18 protein-coding genes are annotated in these 17,149 nt (G+C 61.9%); 7 read left to right on the plus strand and 11 right to left on the minus strand.

What is annotated here, in order from left to right; all coding sequences use genetic code 11:
• Positions 1–151 precede the first annotated feature (151 nt).
• A complete protein-coding gene (locus Q4G32_RS13080; protein WP_303352035.1) occupies positions 152–1,069 on the plus strand; it encodes a PAC2 family protein in 918 nt (305 codons plus the stop codon).
• A 70-nt stretch (positions 1,070–1,139) separates the two neighbouring features.
• Here Q4G32_RS13080 and mshC read toward each other — a convergent pair whose 3' ends face one another.
• The 3 genes from mshC to Q4G32_RS13095 all read right to left on the minus strand — a co-directional run bounded on the left by mshC (position 1,140) and on the right by Q4G32_RS13095 (position 3,923).
• Positions 1,140–2,483, minus strand: coding sequence for a cysteine--1-D-myo-inosityl 2-amino-2-deoxy-alpha-D-glucopyranoside ligase (gene mshC / locus Q4G32_RS13085; protein ID WP_303352037.1), 1,344 nt, complete (start codon positions 2,481–2,483; stop codon positions 1,140–1,142).
• Positions 2,484–2,536: 53 nt separating this feature from the next.
• Positions 2,537–3,388 carry an undecaprenyl-diphosphate phosphatase gene (locus Q4G32_RS13090; RefSeq protein WP_303352039.1) on the minus strand — a complete coding sequence of 284 codons (852 nt, stop codon included), beginning with the start codon at positions 3,386–3,388 and terminating at the stop codon, positions 2,537–2,539.
• A gap of 220 nt (positions 3,389–3,608) precedes the next feature.
• Positions 3,609–3,923, minus strand: coding sequence for a hypothetical protein (locus Q4G32_RS13095; protein WP_303352041.1), 315 nt, complete (start codon positions 3,921–3,923; stop codon positions 3,609–3,611).
• A gap of 39 nt (positions 3,924–3,962) precedes the next feature.
• On the opposite strand from Q4G32_RS13095, the gene Q4G32_RS13100 reads away from it, so the two are divergent.
• The gene (locus Q4G32_RS13100; protein WP_303352043.1) at positions 3,963–4,196 is read left to right on the plus strand and encodes a DUF5703 family protein; all 234 of its coding nucleotides are present in this window, start codon (positions 3,963–3,965) and stop codon (positions 4,194–4,196) included.
• A gap of 18 nt (positions 4,197–4,214) precedes the next feature.
• Here the strand turns inward: Q4G32_RS13100 and Q4G32_RS13105 are convergent, their stop codons facing one another.
• Both Q4G32_RS13105 and Q4G32_RS13110 read right to left on the minus strand, forming a co-directional pair.
• Positions 4,215–5,528, minus strand: a complete 1,314-nt coding sequence (locus tag Q4G32_RS13105) for a M20/M25/M40 family metallo-hydrolase (protein WP_303352044.1) — start codon at positions 5,526–5,528, stop codon at positions 4,215–4,217.
• Between the two features lie 184 nt (positions 5,529–5,712).
• The gene (locus tag Q4G32_RS13110) at positions 5,713–6,147 is read right to left on the minus strand and encodes a hypothetical protein (RefSeq protein ID WP_303352046.1); all 435 of its coding nucleotides are present in this window, start codon (positions 6,145–6,147) and stop codon (positions 5,713–5,715) included.
• Positions 6,148–6,342: 195 nt separating this feature from the next.
• Here Q4G32_RS13110 and Q4G32_RS13115 point away from each other — a divergent pair, with 195 nt between their 5' ends.
• Entirely contained in the window at positions 6,343–6,630 is a 288-nt protein-coding gene (locus tag Q4G32_RS13115; RefSeq protein WP_303352048.1) for a hypothetical protein, read from the plus strand.
• Between the two features lie 47 nt (positions 6,631–6,677).
• Here the strand turns inward: Q4G32_RS13115 and pafA are convergent, their stop codons facing one another.
• The 4 genes from pafA to arc form a co-directional block, all read right to left on the minus strand.
• Positions 6,678–8,132: a Pup--protein ligase gene (gene pafA / locus Q4G32_RS13120; RefSeq protein ID WP_303352049.1), complete on the minus strand. Its 1,455-nt coding sequence runs from the start codon at positions 8,130–8,132 to the stop codon at positions 6,678–6,680.
• Positions 8,133–8,136: 4 nt separating this feature from the next.
• Complete coding sequence (locus Q4G32_RS13125) at positions 8,137–8,349, minus strand: ubiquitin-like protein Pup (protein WP_303352073.1); 213 nt, start codon at positions 8,347–8,349, stop codon at positions 8,137–8,139.
• Positions 8,350–8,508: 159 nt separating this feature from the next.
• Positions 8,509–10,116 carry a depupylase/deamidase Dop gene (gene dop / locus Q4G32_RS13130; protein WP_303352076.1) on the minus strand — a complete coding sequence of 536 codons (1,608 nt, stop codon included), beginning with the start codon at positions 10,114–10,116 and terminating at the stop codon, positions 8,509–8,511.
• A 14-nt stretch (positions 10,117–10,130) separates the two neighbouring features.
• On the minus strand, positions 10,131–11,846 hold the full coding sequence (gene arc / locus Q4G32_RS13135) for a proteasome ATPase (RefSeq protein WP_303352078.1): 1,716 nt from the start codon (positions 11,844–11,846) through the stop codon (positions 10,131–10,133).
• A gap of 157 nt (positions 11,847–12,003) precedes the next feature.
• Here arc and Q4G32_RS13140 point away from each other — a divergent pair, with 157 nt between their 5' ends.
• The 4 genes from Q4G32_RS13140 (at position 12,004) to Q4G32_RS13155 (ending at position 15,810) form a co-directional block, all read left to right on the plus strand.
• Positions 12,004–13,221 (plus strand): MFS transporter, encoded by a 1,218-nt coding sequence (locus Q4G32_RS13140; RefSeq protein WP_303352081.1) that lies wholly within the window; start codon positions 12,004–12,006, stop codon positions 13,219–13,221.
• Positions 13,222–13,321: 100 nt separating this feature from the next.
• Positions 13,322–13,675: a PadR family transcriptional regulator gene (locus Q4G32_RS13145; RefSeq protein ID WP_303352083.1), complete on the plus strand. Its 354-nt coding sequence runs from the start codon at positions 13,322–13,324 to the stop codon at positions 13,673–13,675.
• Positions 13,676–13,680: 5 nt separating this feature from the next.
• Entirely contained in the window at positions 13,681–14,964 is a 1,284-nt protein-coding gene (locus Q4G32_RS13150) for a hypothetical protein (RefSeq protein WP_303352085.1), read from the plus strand.
• A 225-nt stretch (positions 14,965–15,189) separates the two neighbouring features.
• Entirely contained in the window at positions 15,190–15,810 is a 621-nt protein-coding gene (locus Q4G32_RS13155; RefSeq protein ID WP_303352088.1) for a Type 1 glutamine amidotransferase-like domain-containing protein, read from the plus strand.
• A gap of 76 nt (positions 15,811–15,886) precedes the next feature.
• Here Q4G32_RS13155 and Q4G32_RS13160 read toward each other — a convergent pair whose 3' ends face one another.
• Both Q4G32_RS13160 and Q4G32_RS13165 read right to left on the minus strand, forming a co-directional pair.
• Positions 15,887–16,669: a Fic/DOC family protein gene (locus tag Q4G32_RS13160; protein ID WP_303352090.1), complete on the minus strand. Its 783-nt coding sequence runs from the start codon at positions 16,667–16,669 to the stop codon at positions 15,887–15,889.
• A gap of 16 nt (positions 16,670–16,685) precedes the next feature.
• On the minus strand, positions 16,686–16,892 hold the full coding sequence (locus Q4G32_RS13165; RefSeq protein WP_303352093.1) for a hypothetical protein: 207 nt from the start codon (positions 16,890–16,892) through the stop codon (positions 16,686–16,688).
• Between the last annotated feature and the right edge of the window lie 257 nt (positions 16,893–17,149).

Genomic DNA, 17,149 nt, shown 5'->3' on the forward strand with positions numbered 1-17,149 from the left:
ATTTGGTCTTTTGCGTATCAATTGAGGGCGAATGCGGACCGCAGGTGGAAGCACGACGGCGGGGCGGGTGGTCTGCGGGAGCGTTCGCTGAGCGCAGGCGTGACGGCCCCTGCGACTGGCCTGGTGCCCGGACCCGCGTAGAGTGAGATGGGTGAACGCTTTTGAGGAAACCAGCACCCCGTCAGCCCCGGAGCCGGGTTCCCAAGCTGAGGCGGGGCCATTCGGAGTGGTGCATGAAGCTGGCACACCGGAACGGGTCAAGGTCTTGGTGGCCGCCTTTGAGGGCTGGAACGACGCCGGGGACGCCGCCACGGACACCGTCAAATTTCTGGGTGAGCACTACGGTGCCAGGGAAGTTTTTGAAGTGGCTGCCGATGAGTATTACGACTACCAATACTCGCGTCCTCGGATGATTCGCTCGGCAGCCGGGGAGCCCAAGTTGGCCTGGCCCACCACCAAGTTGTCCACTGCCACGGTGGATGGCACCAACCTGGACCTGGTGCTACTTCACGGTTGGGAGCCGTCCTACCGCTGGCGGGGATTTTGCGCCGAGATCCTGGAACAAGCCGCCGCCATAGAGGTTGATTTTGTGGTGATGGTGGGAGCCTTGTTGGCGGATGTCCCGCACACCCGCCCCATCCCGATTTCCATGAGTTCCGATACGGATGAACTTCAAGATGAGCTTGAAGTTTCCGGCTCCGAATATGAGGGTCCCACCGGCATTGTGGGGGTGCTCTCCCATCTGGCAGCCATGTCCGGGATTCCCACTGTGAGCCTGTGGGCAGCGGTACCGCATTACGTGGGGCAGTCGCCGTCGCCCAAAGCGCAGCTGGCCCTGATGCGCAAGCTGGAAGACTTGCTGAGTCTGCGCCTGCCCATGGAGGAACTGGTGGAGGAGGCGGAAGCCTGGGAGCGTGGGGTCAACGAGTTGGCCGAGGACGATCCAGAAATCGCCGCCTATGTGGCCAAGCTGGAAGAAGCCAAGGACACCACCGACCTCCCGGAGGCCTCCGGGGATGCGATCGCCCAGGAGTTTGAACGCTTCCTACGCCGCCGCGAACAGGACTAACTCCGCCGAAAACATGGTTTGGTGGGAAAAACCGCGCTCAAATTGCATCAAACCATGTTTTCGGCGGAGTTTAGAGGGTGATGCCCAGGCGGGCTTCCACCGCATCGCGCGCCAAGGTGTCCCCGGAGCCCGGTGCACCGGCGATCACTGACTGGGCCCAACCATCCACAGCTGCCAATGCTGCCGGCGTGTCCAGATCTTGCGCCAGAGCGATCCGCACTTGCTCCAAGGCGGCATCAAAAGAGCCCGGCTGCGCCACATCAACTGCCTGGCGCCACAGCGCCAATCGCTCCTGGGCTTGGGCCAACAACTCATCCGTCCAGAACCAGTCCGTCCGGTAGTGCTGAGACATGATGGCCAATCGGATGGCGTTGGGGTCAACACCTTGGGCACGCAGTTTGGAGACCAACACCAGGTTGCCCAGAGACTTGGACATCTTTTCCCCGTCCAAACCCACCATGCCCGTGTGCATGAAGCTACGAGCCATGGGGTGGCCGGAGAGCGACCAACTGTGCCCGGCACCCATTTCGTGATGCGGGAAAACCAGGTCTGAACCGCCGCCCTGCACGGTGAATGGGGCAGGCAGGTACTGCAAAGAAATCAGGGAGCACTCAATGTGCCATCCCGGCCGACCACGCCCTAGAGAGCCACCATCCCACGCGGGTTCGCCGGGACGTTCCACGCGCCACAGCAGCGGGTCCAACGGATCACGCTTCCCCGGACGCTGCGGATCACCACCGCGTTCGGCAAACAGCGGCAGCATCTCCTGTCTGCTCAAGTTGGAAATCTGACCAAGGTGCCAGGCCCCCGGGCACGCACCCGTTCCGCCGTCGTCCGGGCCGCACGGGGCCGCCCAGGCGGACTGAGGCTGCGCGGGAGCGTTACCGGTCTCCCCCAGAGCACCCACCGCGTTGACGTCAAAGTAGACATCCCCATCCGGTTCCCCATCGCTGCCGGGCACACGATAGGCCAGTCCCCGACCCACCAAATCCTCAACCGCCGGGACAATCCACTCCACGGACTCCGTGGCCCCCGTGTAGTGAGCGGGCGGCAGCACATTCAAGGCAGCCATGTCCGTGCGGAACAGCTCAATCTGTTCGGCCGCCAGATCGCGCCAATCAACCTGGTCGCGGTCCGCTCGCTCCAGGAGTGGATCGTCCACGTCCGTGACGTTTTGAACGTAGTCCACGGGGATTCCGGCATCCAGCCAACTGCGGTGCAAAAGATCAAAAGCAACGTAGGTGGCGGCGTGGCCCATGTGCGTGGCGTCGTAGGGCGTGATGCCGCAGACGTACAGACTCGCGCGCTCCTGACGCGGCAGCTGCTCCACCTGCCGGGTACGCGTGTCAAAAATTGCGGGAACGGGCGCGCTGTGCGGCAGCGGGGGGACGGGCCGCGCGGACCAAGACTTCATGGACACCTCAAAATGACGGGGAGAAACGACGACGGGTGGGGTTGCCCGCAGGATCAAAGGCTGGTGACCGTGGGGATCGCGGAGATCACGCCGAAGCCCAGGAGCAGGAAGACCACCAGGCCCAAAGCAATGCGGTACCACACGAACAGCGCGTAGGAACGGCTGGAAATGTAGTTCATGAACCAACCGATGATCACATAAGCCACCACAAAGGACACCACGGTGGCCACCAGGGTTTGGGTCATGGAGTACGCGGCGGGTGACGGCGAGGCGATTTCCGAGGCCAGCTTGTAGAGCCCGGAGGCAAAAACGGCGGGAATGGCCAGCAGGAACGCATAACGCGCAGCAGCTTCACGCTTGTAGCCCATGAGCAGGCCGGCCGTGATGGTGCCGCCGGAACGGGACACCCCGGGGATCAGAGCCAAAGCCTGGGCAAAGCCATAGAGCAAACCGTGCTTGACGGTCAGATTCTCCAAGCCGCGGACCTGCTTGCCGATCTTGTCCGCGATGCCCAGGAACACACCAAAAACAATCAGCATGGTGGCGGTGATCCACAGGCTGCGGAACGTGGTGTCAATCCAGGTTTCAAGCAAAAGACCCAGCACGCCAATGGGCAGCGAACCCACAATGATCAGCCAACCCATGCGGGCATCGGGATCCTTGCGGTCCACACGGCCCACCAAGGACAGCGCCCAATGCTTGACGATCCGCACGATGTCGCGCCAGAAATAGATCACGACGGCGGTTTCGGTACCCAGCTGGGTGATGGCGGTAAAAGCCGCGCCGGGGTCAGCGCCGCCGGGAAGGAACTCTCCCACAATGCGCAAGTGCGCTGAGGAGGAGACAGGCAGGAACTCGGTGAGTCCCTGCACCATGCCGAGAATGATTGTTGAAAGCCAGTCCACTCGGCCACCTTAGAACAGGTGGATTGGCTGTGGGCCACCGACAAGCTGCGGGATCGCTCACAGTTGTGACCACACCACTGTGTTCTTCCCACATGACAAGGTCGCCGCCCACATTCAGTCTGTGGGCGGCGACCTTGTTCATCGTGATGACCGCGTGGCGGGTCGGCTCCGGAGGAGTGACCGCTGCGGGATCAGGTCATCCCCGCCGCGGCAGAAGTGCTCAGCGGTTCTCCTGCGGTTCGTCGTCGTCAAGGTCGTCATAATCGTCCTCATCCAACGGTGAGGAGTCGTCGTCGGCTTCTTCCAGGTCCTCGTAGTCGTCGTCATCATCGTCTTCGGCGAAAACGGTGAGCGGGGTGACCTCATCAAAGTTGTCGTAGAGCGATTCTTCGTAGGCATCGAAAGCATCAGCGATGGCCACGTAGGCGCTGTCTACGGCGGGGTCCTGGTCACTGCGGCGGTTGGAGAGGGCGGCCAGGTGCTCCTCAAGGGCTGAAACGAGGGACTGCAGTGCGACTCGCGGATCGGTGCTCATGGTTCAGACGTTACCCGTCCGCGGGCAGAATGGGGAGGGATGAAAGAGCAAATCGTGCAGAGCACGGCAAGAATCACCTGGGACCCGGAGCAACGCTTTGAGTATTTGGTGCTCACGGTGGCCCCCGGCGAACGCGTGTCGGAGGCCCGTGCCCGGTTGACCGAACACGCCGAATACGGAAAGTGGGAGCTGACGCGTTCAGTGCACCTGTACGGGGGAACCCGCAAGTTCTGGATGCGACGGCGGGTGATGCGGGTCCGCAGCACCCTCTAGTTCGGTGCCCACACCGCTTCAGTAGTTGGTGAGCAGGGTGTGCAGGACATCCGCGCCGAAGTTCAGCGACTCGATGGGCACCCGTTCATCCACCCCGTGGAACATGGCGGGGAAGTCCAGTTCATCGGGCAGGCGCAAGGGCACAAAGCCGTAACCGGTGATGCCCAGAGCATCCAGAGATTTGTTGTCGGTGCCGGCGGAGAGCATGTACGGGAGGACCACGGCATCCGGGTCGTGGACTTGGAGCGCATCCACCATGGCATCCACCACGGTGCCGGAGAACGGCACTTCCAGCCCGATCTGGTCGGATTCAAATTCGATCCGCACCTTCTCCCCCGCCAGTTCCTGCAGCTTGGCGAGCACGTGTTCGCGTTGCTCCGGGAGATACCGAACGTCCAGCCCAGCCACAGCCGAACCCGGAATCACGTTGGTTTTGTAACCGGAAGCCAACTGCGTGGGATTGGCTGTGTTCTGCAACGTGGCACCCACAAAACGAGCCACCGAACCCAACTCGTTGAGCAACTTCTGAGGGTTCTGGGGATCAAATTCGACGCCGGTCAGCTCCGTCACCGAGTCCAAGAACTGGCGGGTGGTTTTGGTCAGCTCAATGGGCCACTGGTATTCCCCAATGTTTGCAATAGCTCGGGACAGGGTGGTCACGGGGTTGTCGTGATTGACCTGGGAGCCATGTCCGGCCGTGCCTTGGGCGTGGAGTTTGAGCCACATCAGGCCCTTCTCCGCCGTTTGCAAAAGGTAGGCCCGTTGCCCGCCAATGGTGGCCGAGTAGCCTCCGACTTCACTGATGGCATCCGTGACGCCGTCGAAAACCTCCGGGTGCTTCTCCACCACCCATTTGGAGCCGTATTCCATGCCGGCTTCCTCGTCGGCAAAAAAGCCGATCACAATATCGCGTTGTGGCCGCTGCCCGGTGCGCTGCATGTGCCGCACCACGGAGAGCATCATGGCGTCCATGTCCTTCATGTCCACGGCTCCGCGGCCCCAGATCATGCCGTCGTGCACTTCCGCGCCGAATGGATCCAAAGACCAGTCCTCAGCCATGGCGGGCACAACATCAAGGTGCCCGTGCACCAGAAGTGCCGGTGCGGCTGGGTCCGTGCCCGGAACTCGTGCAAACACGTTGGCGCGTCCGGGAGCAGACTCCAGCAGGGTGGTCTGCAGGCCGACTTCTTCCAGCAGGCCCGCCGTGTACTCGGCGGCGCGCCGCTCACCCTTGGAATCTCCGCTGCCGAAATTCGAGGTGTCTATCCGGATCAAATTCCGAGCGATCTCAACTGCTTCATCGTGCGGGGTGGCTGCGTCCTGGACACTCATGCGCTACTCCTACGGGTTCACGGGCCCGCACGGTTGCGCGCCGGTGGGTACGTGGCCGTGCGGGTTGATGAGTCCAGGCTAGAACATGGCCACAGCGCACACCTCCGTATCCGCCCCTTCACCACGCTGGACCGGCGTGTGTCCGCAGGACGGTGCGTCACTTTTGCCTAGCGGGCGCCGTTGCCTAGCGGGCGCCGCGGTCCTGGCCGGGGTAGCGAGACAGTTTCAGCTCCCCGTTCTGATCGACCACCCGCGCGCGATCGGTGGAGCCATCGGCAAGGTCCACCGTGACCAACGTGCCATCGGAACGGGTTTCAGTCTCCTGAGAGGGGACAGACATCCCCTCAAATGTGTTGCCGCCACCGTGCCATTGCTCCAAATAATTGACGCAAAAGCGGGAGTCGCCATTCATGTGACGGTGAATGAAATCCTGAGAGAGAGATTGGCAGGCCGCTTCCCAATCCTTGTCCTGCATGGCAGAAATGAAATTCTGCGTCACCCCACGTGGGCTGGAGGCCGAGAAGCCGCAGGAACTCAGGCCAGTGGCGGTGCTCAGCACGATCAGCACAGAAAGACCAGAGGTCAGAACCTTGGGCTTCCGCTGTGCTGAGTGCGCCATGATCACGCCTTCCCGCCTATTGGTGATGTGCCTTTGCATGTTATCTCGACACATAGAAGGCACTAGATGGTAAAACATGAACATGTCATCCACTTAACCTACTCAGCGCGTATGCTGTCCACAGTTGTTCCGCAGTAAGACATTCCCCCGTGTCATACCGCCAGCCGCAGGCTGGTCTGTTCTTCAGGAGAACCTGTGTCCGAGCACTTCCCCACAACTTTCGGCAAGGACGCCGTGGTTGACCCCCTGCCTCTTCCCGCCGGAGCTGCCAGTCAATGTGTTGGTATTCCCGTGGTGGAAATCAGCACCACTTGGTTTGCTGCTCTGCGTGACCACTCCCGGTGGAAACTCACCATTCACACTGGCGACGGCGCCCTGGTCACCCGGCAATCCCACCGCGACTACACCTCAGCTCTGGATGCCGCCGTCACCATCTGCCGTTATCTGCGCTGGGGTCCCCAAACCATCGACTTGGCAGCCTGACGACTCACCGCTGTCTAGGTGATGCCGCCACTGTCTGAATGGTGGGCCTAAATGATGGGCGGAGCCGGTGGAAGAGGTGTGGTGCGCTGCGCTTCCTGACGGAGATCTGCCAGGAGGGCAGCTGCGTCGTCGTCGTGAGTGAGGAACGGATCCCGGAGGGTCACGATCCGCTGTGTGGGTCCGTTGACCTTGACGTTGACCCAGTCGATGGTGGTGTGTTGCCCGGCATCCAGGGCAGCTTGAACCAGGGCTCCGCGGATCTGGGCGCGGGTTGCAGGCGGGGTGTCCACGGCAGTCTGAGCCTCCGAACCATCAGTGCCCGGCAGACGGGCGGCCATCCCGCGTTCTTCCAGCATGCGGAACAAACCGCGTTTGGGGGCGATGTCGTGATAAGCCAAATCCATCTGGGCTATCCGGGGTGCCGAATAATCGCCGCCGTGACGGACCACCCATGAATCCAGGAGTTTCTTTTTGATGGCCCAGTCGATTTCAGTGTCAATCCCCGTGTGATCCTGCTGTTGCACGGCTGCCAACGTGCGTTCCCACAGGTCCAGAACCCACGGCACGCGGTCATGATGGGCGCCATGAGCCTGCACAAACCGCGTGACAGTTTCCAGGTATTCGTACTGCAAATCCAAGGCAGAACGTTGACTGCCATCCGCCAGATCTACGCAAGTGGTGCCCGTGAGGTCATGCGATATCTGGCGTAGCGCCAACGCTGGATCCTTCAGCGTCCGATCCACCAGCACGTTTCCGGACTCAATGACGCGCAGCATCAGGTCTGTGGCGCCCAGGCGCAATGCCGTGGTGGTGGTGGACATGGTGGAGTCCCCCACAATCACGTGAAGGCGCCGGAAGCGTTCGGCATCCCCGTGGGGTTCGTCCCGGGTGTTGATGAGCGGGCGTGCCCGCGTGGTCGAGGAGGAGGAATCCTCCCAGATGTGATCGGCACGCTGGGAGAAGGAATAGGAGGCCACGCCCGGGGTCCGGGTGAACTGGCGCTGCCCAAAATCCACTGGCCCCGTTGGGTGCACCCGTCCGGCACCGGACACGAGCTGCCGTGTCACCAAAAATGGAATCAAATGAGCCACAAGACGCGCAAAGCGGGTGGAACGGGCGATCATGTAGTTCTCATGAGATCCAAAGGAGTTACCGGCGGAGTCCACATTGTTCTTGAACAGGTAGACCGACCCTCCGGTGCCCTCCCCCGCCAGCTGCGCTTCCAGCTTTTGGCGCATGCCATCCACGATCAACTCACCGGCACGGTCGTGGGCCACGGTGTCCTCCACCGTGGCACATTCCGCCGTGGCGTATTCAGGGTGGGAGCCCACGTCCAAGTACAGCCGTGCCCCGTTGGGCAGGAACACATTGGAGGAGCGGCCCCACTCCACTATGGGGCGGAAGAGTTTGCGTGCGGCGTCGTCCGGGGACATGGCAGCACCGCTGGGCACCGTGTGGACCAGTCCGAATTCGGTTTCCAGCCCCATGATCCGGCGATCCATGGGGTCACTGACCGCCCTTCTGCACAAACCCCTTGACGAACTCTTCTGCGTTCGCCTCCAGGACCGCGTCAATGTCAGCCAGGAGGTCATCTGCCTGGCTGGCCTGTGCCTGGGCCGCAGCCGTGGGGCCACCCGGTGCTGGGGTGGGTGCCGGTTCCGGGAGGGCGGAGTCCTCCTCCCGCTGAGATCCCGTGGAGCTGATTCGTTCCTGGGCCATGGTGTTCTCCTGTTCTGACGCTTTCTGACACTTCTTGCGGTCTTACCGCTACAGCGGTGGTAGGGACTTCTCTGGTGAAGCAGGCTTCCACGGTGCCGCGCAGTTGACGCTGCTTCACGGACTGCGCCCGGGTTGTGGTGTGCTTGGAACGCTTGTCCGTCAGGTGGATGTGGAGGCCGTGACCCACTCAGGGTGTGATCGTTGCAGATGTTGGAACAGTTCCTCCACCGATTCCGATTGCCACCACGTGTGGGTCTGGGCCTGGGTCAGCGCCGTGGGCTCGGGCATGATCGTGCGGGCGCCGCGGTGAACCCCGCGGAACTTGACGGAGGCGGTGTCCCAACCGGCTGCGATCACATCATCCGGGAAGGCAGCCACCAAGCGTCCGCGGAAATCTGCACGGGTGTCAGCCGGCGGTTGCCACGCGGCAGCCTTGATCTCACGTTCCGTGAACAAGGTCTGCATCCGGCCGGCTGCCGCCAGCCGGTGGTAGAGACCTTTGGCGGGGTTGACATCGTGGTACTGGAGATCAATGGCAGCCAATTGCGGGGATGACCACTCCAAGTTTCCGCGTTCACGGTAGGTCTGGAGCACCTGGTACTTGGCCACCCAGTCCAACCGATCGGCCAAGGCCATGGGGTCAGCTTCCAACGTGTCCAGGGTGTTGCGCCACAGGTCCAGGATTTCCCGGGTGTGGGAGTCCGCCGCCGGGCCTTCCAAGGCTTCAGCGGCCTCCAGGAAAATCCGCTGGATCTCCAACCCGGTCAACTGGCGACCGTCACGGGTTGCCACTGTGGCTTGTAAAGAAGGATCGTGGCTGATGGTGTGCACGGCGCGCACGGGATCGTGGAGTTCCAACTCCGGAACCGCGTGTTCCTCCACCAGTCGCAGCACCAAGGAAGTGGTGCCGAACTTGAGAAGCTGTGAGTAATGCGCCAGGTTAGCATCCCCCACGATCACGTGAAGGCGCCGATATTTGGTGTCATCGGCGTGGGGTTCATCGCGGGTGTTCACAATGGGGCGCCGTACCGTGGTTTCCAAACCCACCTGGCGTTCAAAAAAATCTGCACGCTGGCTGATTTGGAACCCTGCGGTGGAACCGTCCTGGCCGATTCCCACGCGACCTGCACCGCACATCACCTGGCGGGAGGCAAAAAACGGCAGAAGGGCTTGGTGCAGCCGGTCCAGGTTGGTGTCACGTGGAATCAAGTAGTTTTCGTGGGAACCATAGGACGCGGACTTTCCATCCGTATTGTTCTTGTAAAGGTGGATGGGTTCCAGACCGGTGGACTCGGCGGAAGCCGCCAACACATCCACCACAACGGCCGCCACGGCGTCACCGGCCAAGTCATACAGCACGGCATCACGCGGGGTCAGTACCTCCGGTGAAGAGTATTCGGGATGCGAGTGATCCACATACAGCCGGGCCCCGTTGGGCAGAACAGTGTTCATCACAATCCGCGCTGTGTAGTCCTCCCACATGCCTTGTTCAGCCAGGGCTTCCGCAGCAATCTCGTCACTGGTCAGTACGGGTGCCTGATCTGTGAGCTGTGTGGGGTGGGCCTTGGAGCGTTCCATCTGGAAGCCACGGGCGTCTTGAAGCGGGGATTCCGAACTGTAGTCAAAGTCCGGCACGCTCTGGCTGGAGGCTCCCAGTTCGCGGCGAACCAGCGCTGCGTAAGCCGTGACCACCCTGGTGGACAGCACCGTGGCATTGGCATGTGGTTTTTGGGGAGCCAGAACACCAAACTCCGTTTCTGCACCCATCACTCGGCACACACTCACGCTGATGCCCCCTCCCGCTCTTCGGGGCGTGGGCCACGGTGCATGACAATCCGCAGATCGGCAATGGTGTCCCCGCGCCGCCCAGAGATACGGGCCCAATCTTCTGGATCGGAGGTATCCGGGAGATCCTGCTGTTCCATGAATTCCTGTGCCACAGCTTGGCGCACGTGATCCTTGGAAATACCGCGCACTTTATGGGTCAACAGATCTTTGATCGCCTGTTTTTTGGCCCGGTCCACAATGTTTCTGATCACTGCGCCAGACACAAAGTCGGAGAACCACAGGGTCTCTCGCTCGCCATTCTTATAGGTGATCTCCAAGAAGCGGGTGGCATCCGATTGGGCGTACATGGCCTCCACCCCGGTGTTGATCAGCGCCTCCGCGGCGGCTTCCCGGGAACCTGCCTCAATGATCGCCTCCTGCTGTAGCGGCAAGTCTGGTGTGAGGTACAAGGCAAAGATTTCACGGGCACCCACGGCATCCGGGCGATCAATGCGAATCTTCACGTCCAACCGCCCCGGCCGCAGCACGGCAGGATCAATCATGTCTTCCCGGTTGGTGGCCCCCACAATGATCACATTGTCCAGCTTTTCAACGCCGTCAATTTCCGTGAGGAGTTGCGGGACAATGGTGGTTTCCACATCAGATGAAACGCCCGACCCGCGGGTGCGGAACAGTGAATCCATTTCATCGAAAAACACCACCACGGGAATTCCGGCTTCAGCTTGTTCCCTGGCCCGGCTGAAAATTTGCCGGATCTGCCGCTCGGTCTCCCCCACGTACTTGTCCAGAAGCTCTGGGCCCTTGATGTTCAGAAAGTAGCCTTTGGCCTGTTCGCGCCCAGACTTTTCCGCCGCGCGCTCAGCCAAGGAACGCGCCACAGCTTTGGCAATCATGGTTTTGCCATTGCCGGGTGGGCCGTAGAGCAAAATACCTTTGGGCGGAGTGAGCTTGTGCTGGCGGTACAGGTCCGGGTGGACAAAGGGCAGTTCCACGGCGTCCTTGATGGCCTCGATCTCCGTACCCAGACCACCAATGTCCTGGTAGCGCACATCGGGCACTTCCTCCAGAACCAGCTCCTCCATGCCGGTCCGCTTGACCACCTCCAGCGCAAAGCCCGTGCGGTGGTCAATGCTGACCGTCTGCCCCGGCTGCGGCGGGTTCTTGCGCAGGGTCCCGGACAAACGCAGCACGCGCTCTTCATCGGAACGGCCCACCGTCACAACGCGTGTGGCATCCACCACTTCACGGACACTGGCCAATTCGCCCGTGGCCTCGTAACCCAACACAGCGACGACGACCGAGTGCTCATCCACCAGGATCTGGCGCCCCGGCTCCAATGCGCCTTGCGCAACCAACGGAGAAACCGCGCACCGCACGTTGCGACCAGCCACCATCACATCTGTGCTGATGTCTGTGGTCCCACCCGATTTTCCGGCTGGGACAACTCGGATCAACGTCCCCAGCGACAGCGGCAGGGCAAGATCATGTTCCAAGGCTTTCTTGAGCTTGCTGATCTGATCCCGGGCGCCCTCCAAGGCGGTCCGCAACTTTTGATTCTGATGACCTGCGGTGGCCAACTGGCGGTCCAGGTTGCGCTTCTCTTCACGCACAATGGCAACTTGGCGGTGTGCCGTGGCAAGCTGGGCAGCCCGTTGATCCGTGCCGTTGCCATCGGATGCGTTGGCTCCACCCACCGGAGTGTCGGTCATCGTCGTCGTTCCCCATCCCGCCCCGTGCCGGGCAATTGTGTGTGCGGGCGCTGCTCTTGGTTCCACTGTATGCCCGTGCGGTGACATCACTGGGTGCGTGACTCGCGCTGCCCGGTGGGCGAACGACGTTGCGGCGCTCTGTGCATAGAGTGGCCTGGTGTCCATCACAACGCCTTCCCCCGGTTTCCCCGCGGGTTCACCCGAGTATCGGCGAATTCTGGGCACCCTTTCCCTGGGCGGATTGGCTAATTTTGCGCTGATTTATTTTGTGCAGCCGCTGCTGCCGCAGTTCGCTCGGTCCTTTGACGTACCTGAAGGCGATACCGGTGCGGCATTGTCTGCCACCACGTTGGCCATGATCGTGGGGCTGCTGCTGGCCGGGCCCCTGGCGGATGCGCTGGGACGTATTTGGGTGATGTCCGGCTCGCTGGTCCTGTCTGGATTGTTGACGGTGGCTTGCACATTCGCAGCTCAGTGGGAAATCTTCCTTCTGTTGCGCGCGCTTTCCGGGTTGGCTTTGGCTGGATTGCCCGCCATCGCCTTGGCGTATTTGCGTGAACAGGTGGACAGTGCTGCGCATCCGGCGGCCAATGCCGTTTACATTGCGGGCACGGCCATGGGCGGAGCCTTGGGGCGGTTGGTCCCGCAACCCCTGTCCGAGCTGGGCGGTTGGCAGGTTTCCGCGTGGGTGCTGGGTGGTTTCTCGGTGCTGATCGGTGCCGTGGTGGTGCTGGCCTTGCCTGTGGATCGACCGCTGGGTGTGCGCCAGTCCGCCCATGACGTCCTGGTGGGCCCCTTCACGGTTCTCCGCAATGGACAAGTGGCGTTGATCTGCGTGCTGGGCGGGGTCATCATGGCGGTGTTCGTGGGTGCCTACAACGCGATCGCCCTGCGGCTGGAAGCGGAGCCGTTCAACTTGGGGAACGAGGCCGCCGTCGTCTATCTGGCCTATCCCATCGGCATTCTTGCCCCCGGCATTTTCCGACGGTTGGCTGACAGGTGGGGGCGGGTCTTCACCGTTGTCCTGGGGCTGCTGGCCATGGGGGCTGCCGTGGCGGTGACTTCCCCCGATCTACTACCGGCAGCGCTGGTGGGTCTGGGGCTGCTGACGTTCGCGTTCATGGGCACGCACTCCATGCTCAGCGGGTGGGTGGTGGACCGTGCGCACCGGTTGCAGATCAGCACCGCCAAAGCCTCCAGTGCGTACTTGATCTTCTATTACGCAGGTTCCACCGTGTCCGGAACCCTCTCCACGCACCTGTGGAGCGGCTTTGGGTGGGTGTCGGTGATCCTGTGGTCGGCAGCCTTGGTGGTGGTGGGCCTCCTCTGCGCCGTCACCCTCCACCTCCTCCAACTCCGCCGAGATCATGGTTAGTTGACGTTTGGCGCGCGAAAATTAGGTCAAACCATGATCTCGGCGGAGGTGGAAGGGAAGGAGTATGGGAATAGTCCCAATTTGGGAGTATTCTTATCCCATGTCACCTCGACTCAAACAACCCGAGTTCTGGATTTTGACGGTGCTCAATCGGGGCAGATCCCACGGCTACGACATCATGCAGAGGGCCAGCCAGGAATCCCATGGCGACGTCGCTCTCAAAGTGACCACTTTGTACGCCACGTTGGAGCGGATGAGTGACCAAGGGCTGATCGCGCCTGACGGCCAAGAGGTGATCAGTGGACGGGCTCGCCAATACTTTGTCATCACTCCAGAAGGCGCGCATCGACTGAGTCGGGAGGTCACCGCGCTGGAGCATTCTCTACAAGCTGCCAGGGCCAGCCTGGAATCCTCGACCGGGGCGGGGCTGCGTCCCGGTATCATCGGAGCCTGAGAGCCATGGACCTCTCCCCGTTCCACCGTCTCTTACGCTGGTACCCGCGGCGCTGGCGGCAGGAACACGGCCCGGTGTTACTCGGCTTACTCCTCGACGACGCCCAAGCCCATGGACGGTCCGCCCCATCTACCGAAGAGCTGCGGGCGGCTCGCATCCATGGGCTGGGTCTGCGTCTGGACGGCCCCTTTGCACTGGTGACAGGGCTTGGAGCTTTGGTAACCGCTATTACCCAGGCGGCATTGACACTCTTTGCCCCACCACTTGGCTCAGGTGCCTCGATCTGGCCATTGCTCGGTGGACTGCTCTTTGCGGCACCCTGTCTTCTGGGATTGTCGGTAACCGCCTTGGCAAGGTCGCAGCGCATCTTGTCGGATGGCGATGGCCTACTCGCGGGGCTCCTGATCATTCCGGCAGCAGCTCTTGCCGCATTGACGGTCTTGTCCTGGAACATGGGCTTTCAAGCCTTAGATCAAGGAGCGCCCCTGGTCGGTCTGGGGCGGGCAACGGTTTGGTTATCGCTTGGGGCTTGGGTTCTGGGTTCAGCCGTCCTCGCAGTTTTTCTACAGGCAACTCTGAGCAGAACACGCCTTCCACGTGCAGGTCTGGTGCCGTTGACAGTGATTGGTGCAGGTGCAACGACGCCGATACTCGCTTTCAGCCTCATCTCGCCCTTGGTTGTGGTCGTCCTGGCAGCAACGGTCAGTGCGCTGTCGATGGGTGTCACGTTCCAGTCGGGGAGAGTGACGCCAAGCGTTCGGCCCGACGTCGTTGTGGCGCGGCGCCTACCAAGCGCACGTCGCGTGTCGATTCTTGTGTTTCTATGTGCCGCAGGTAGTGCTGTGGCTGTGGCCTATGCGCTGAGTGGGTCGTGGTGGTTTGGCGCTACGCTGGATTCGACCCAAACCATGCGCCACGGCATTGCGGCTTCCCTGCTCTTGACGCTTCCGTTGCTGTGTGTAGCGGGAGCTGAGTGCAGGCGCCGCGCGTCCGCGTCCACGGTGTGGCCCACGGTGCTACTGGCAGCCGCGGCGTATCTTGCCACGGCAATCGCCTACTTGCAGGACATGGAGTCGCACGGATCCTCGGTGGGATTCATCGCAGGCGCAGTTTGTGTGGGTTCCGCGGCAGCGTGGCTGGTATTCACCAAGCTGCACGCAAGGCCCAAGACTGTCCGTGTGGCTGTTGCCGCTTGTGCGGGAATAGCGGGTGCGGCGTCGCTGGGGATGTTGGCAATTCCGATGAGCGCATTTGCCATGCCCGTGGTGGCTGTGGGGCTGGGTATCTAGATGAACCGACCCTCCCCCTCCAACTCCGCCGAGATCATGGTTTGACCCAATTTTTGCGCGCCAAACGTGAACTAACCATGATCTCGGCGGAGTTGGAGGTGAGCGGGTTGCTGTGTGCTACCGCGGTGGGAGTGTTACCCCGACTCACCCCGATGCCCGGGAAAAGTAACTGCGCTGAATCGCGGTCAGGCAGAGGAAGCCAGAGGCGGTTGCTAGCGTTGGCGTATGAATCTGCTCTTGCTCTCGACCAATCCCGGTGCGGTACCTGGTTTCCTCGATCAGTGCAAGGGCCAGCTCACTCTGCCGCTTCGACTCGGGTACATCTCCGACGCCGCCGAAGATATGCCGTTTGCTGCCGTTGAGCGAGCCGGAGTCGAGGCGTTCGGCTACGAGATTGTTGAGATTCGCGTCCGCGAGACCGACGCCGAAGCGTTCGCCGGAGTGCTGGACTCGTTCGATGCGGTCTATGTGGCCAGTGGTGAGACGTTCGTTCTACTCGAAGCGTTGCGCTCCAACGGTACGGGTGATGTGCTCGCTGATCGCGTGCGTGCCGGGTTGCCTTACATCGGGTGCAGCGCCGGGTCGATCATCGCCGGGCCGTCTGTCACCCCAGCCGAGCTGATGGATGACCGAGACAGCGCACCAGGGCTGCGCAGCGATGACGGGTTGAATCTCATCGACAACGTCGTGATCCCACACGCTGACGGCAAGCTCCCGCCTTATCCGCCGGAACTGATCGAGCGCATCGTCACGACCTACGGTGACAGCTACCCGCTGCTTACGCTGTGTGATGACCAGGCGTTGCGCGTCACCACCAACGGATCGGAAGTTGTTACCTCACTCTGAAGTCGATCTGTCACGACGTTGCCTCGGGTGCGGCGGATCGGCGAAGCGAACACGATGCAGGAATCGGCGAAAAGAGCTACCGACCTAGGCCCGGACTACTTCCACCGTTGTCCGGCTCGTCACCGTGCCCGAGCGCATGGGGAGATTGGATCAGGTCGCGGCGCTCCCGCGCCGCGTTGAGTTCCCGATCCAGTGCCTCGGGGGTGCGCGAGATACCGCGTGCCTGGAAGCTGCGCACCTGTTCGACCGTGAGCGCCGGGCGCTGCTGCCCAGTGCTGGCGAATGGGTGGAGGTTCGGACGGATCAGAGCGTCGATGCCTGAGTGGTCCTCCACGATCGCCAGAGTGCGGGCGTGGCCGAACACGTCGCCGGGTATCTGTGACCAGTCGATCACCCATCCGGCATCGCGGGCGAACTGGTTGAAGAAGACATGCTGACTGCGCGTGTTCACGTCACGGAACGGATGGATCGCCGTCGTCTCACCCCACACCCACGCCAGGCCGTCCGAGAACGCATCCGCATCCAGCCCGCGCAAGTAGTCACGCTCAGCGAGTGCGCCAAACACACGCTCGGTCTCAGGAACGATGAACTGCGGTCGACAATGCGCAATGCCGGTGCCGCCGGGATGGGTGTCAGTGGTGCGAATCTCCCCGCCCCAGGAATACATATCCTGCGTCAGCTGTCGGTGGATCGCCTGCAAGTGCGCCAGGTCGTAGCGCCCAGCGATGGGGTGTTCGTGCAGCGCACCCATGCGGGCACCGATGAAGTCAGCCTCAGCATCTTTCCAGTCGTCGTAGTCGGTGATGCCGAACGCGTTGACCAGAACATCGCTGCCCGGATACGTGTACCGATCAGACATTCCGACGCCGAACGGTTCAGGCGGAGCGATCAGCCAGGCGTGCGCGCGTACGGGCGGCGATCACTTCGACAGCCTCGTCCACGGTGATCTCGCCGCGCACCTGGCGGGCGAGAAGCTCCAGCCCCTCGGGGGTCATTTCCTCACCGGCGGTCTGCTGCCCGGCCTGAACCTCAGCGAGGACGCGCTGAACGTGCGCCTCGGATACGGGAGCTTTGAGAGCCATCGGCTGCCTCCTGGTGGTCGGCCTAGTCGGAGTCAGTCTACGCTGCATGGCTGGCAGGACGACACCACAGATGACACACCCGGGATTTACACACATTTTGTCCCCCAACCCAGAACGCCAGGGCTCGTGTCAACGAAAACGGCCCCGGTGTCAACACCGGGGCCGCCATACCGCCTCCCACTAGGGAAATGATGTGCGCGGAGGGGGACTTGAACCCCCACCCTCTAATACGAGGACTAGCACCTCAAGCTAGCGCG

Source organism: Kocuria sp. (assembly GCF_030538595.1).
In the GTDB taxonomy this organism is placed as follows: Bacteria; Actinomycetota; Actinomycetes; order Actinomycetales; family Micrococcaceae; genus Kocuria.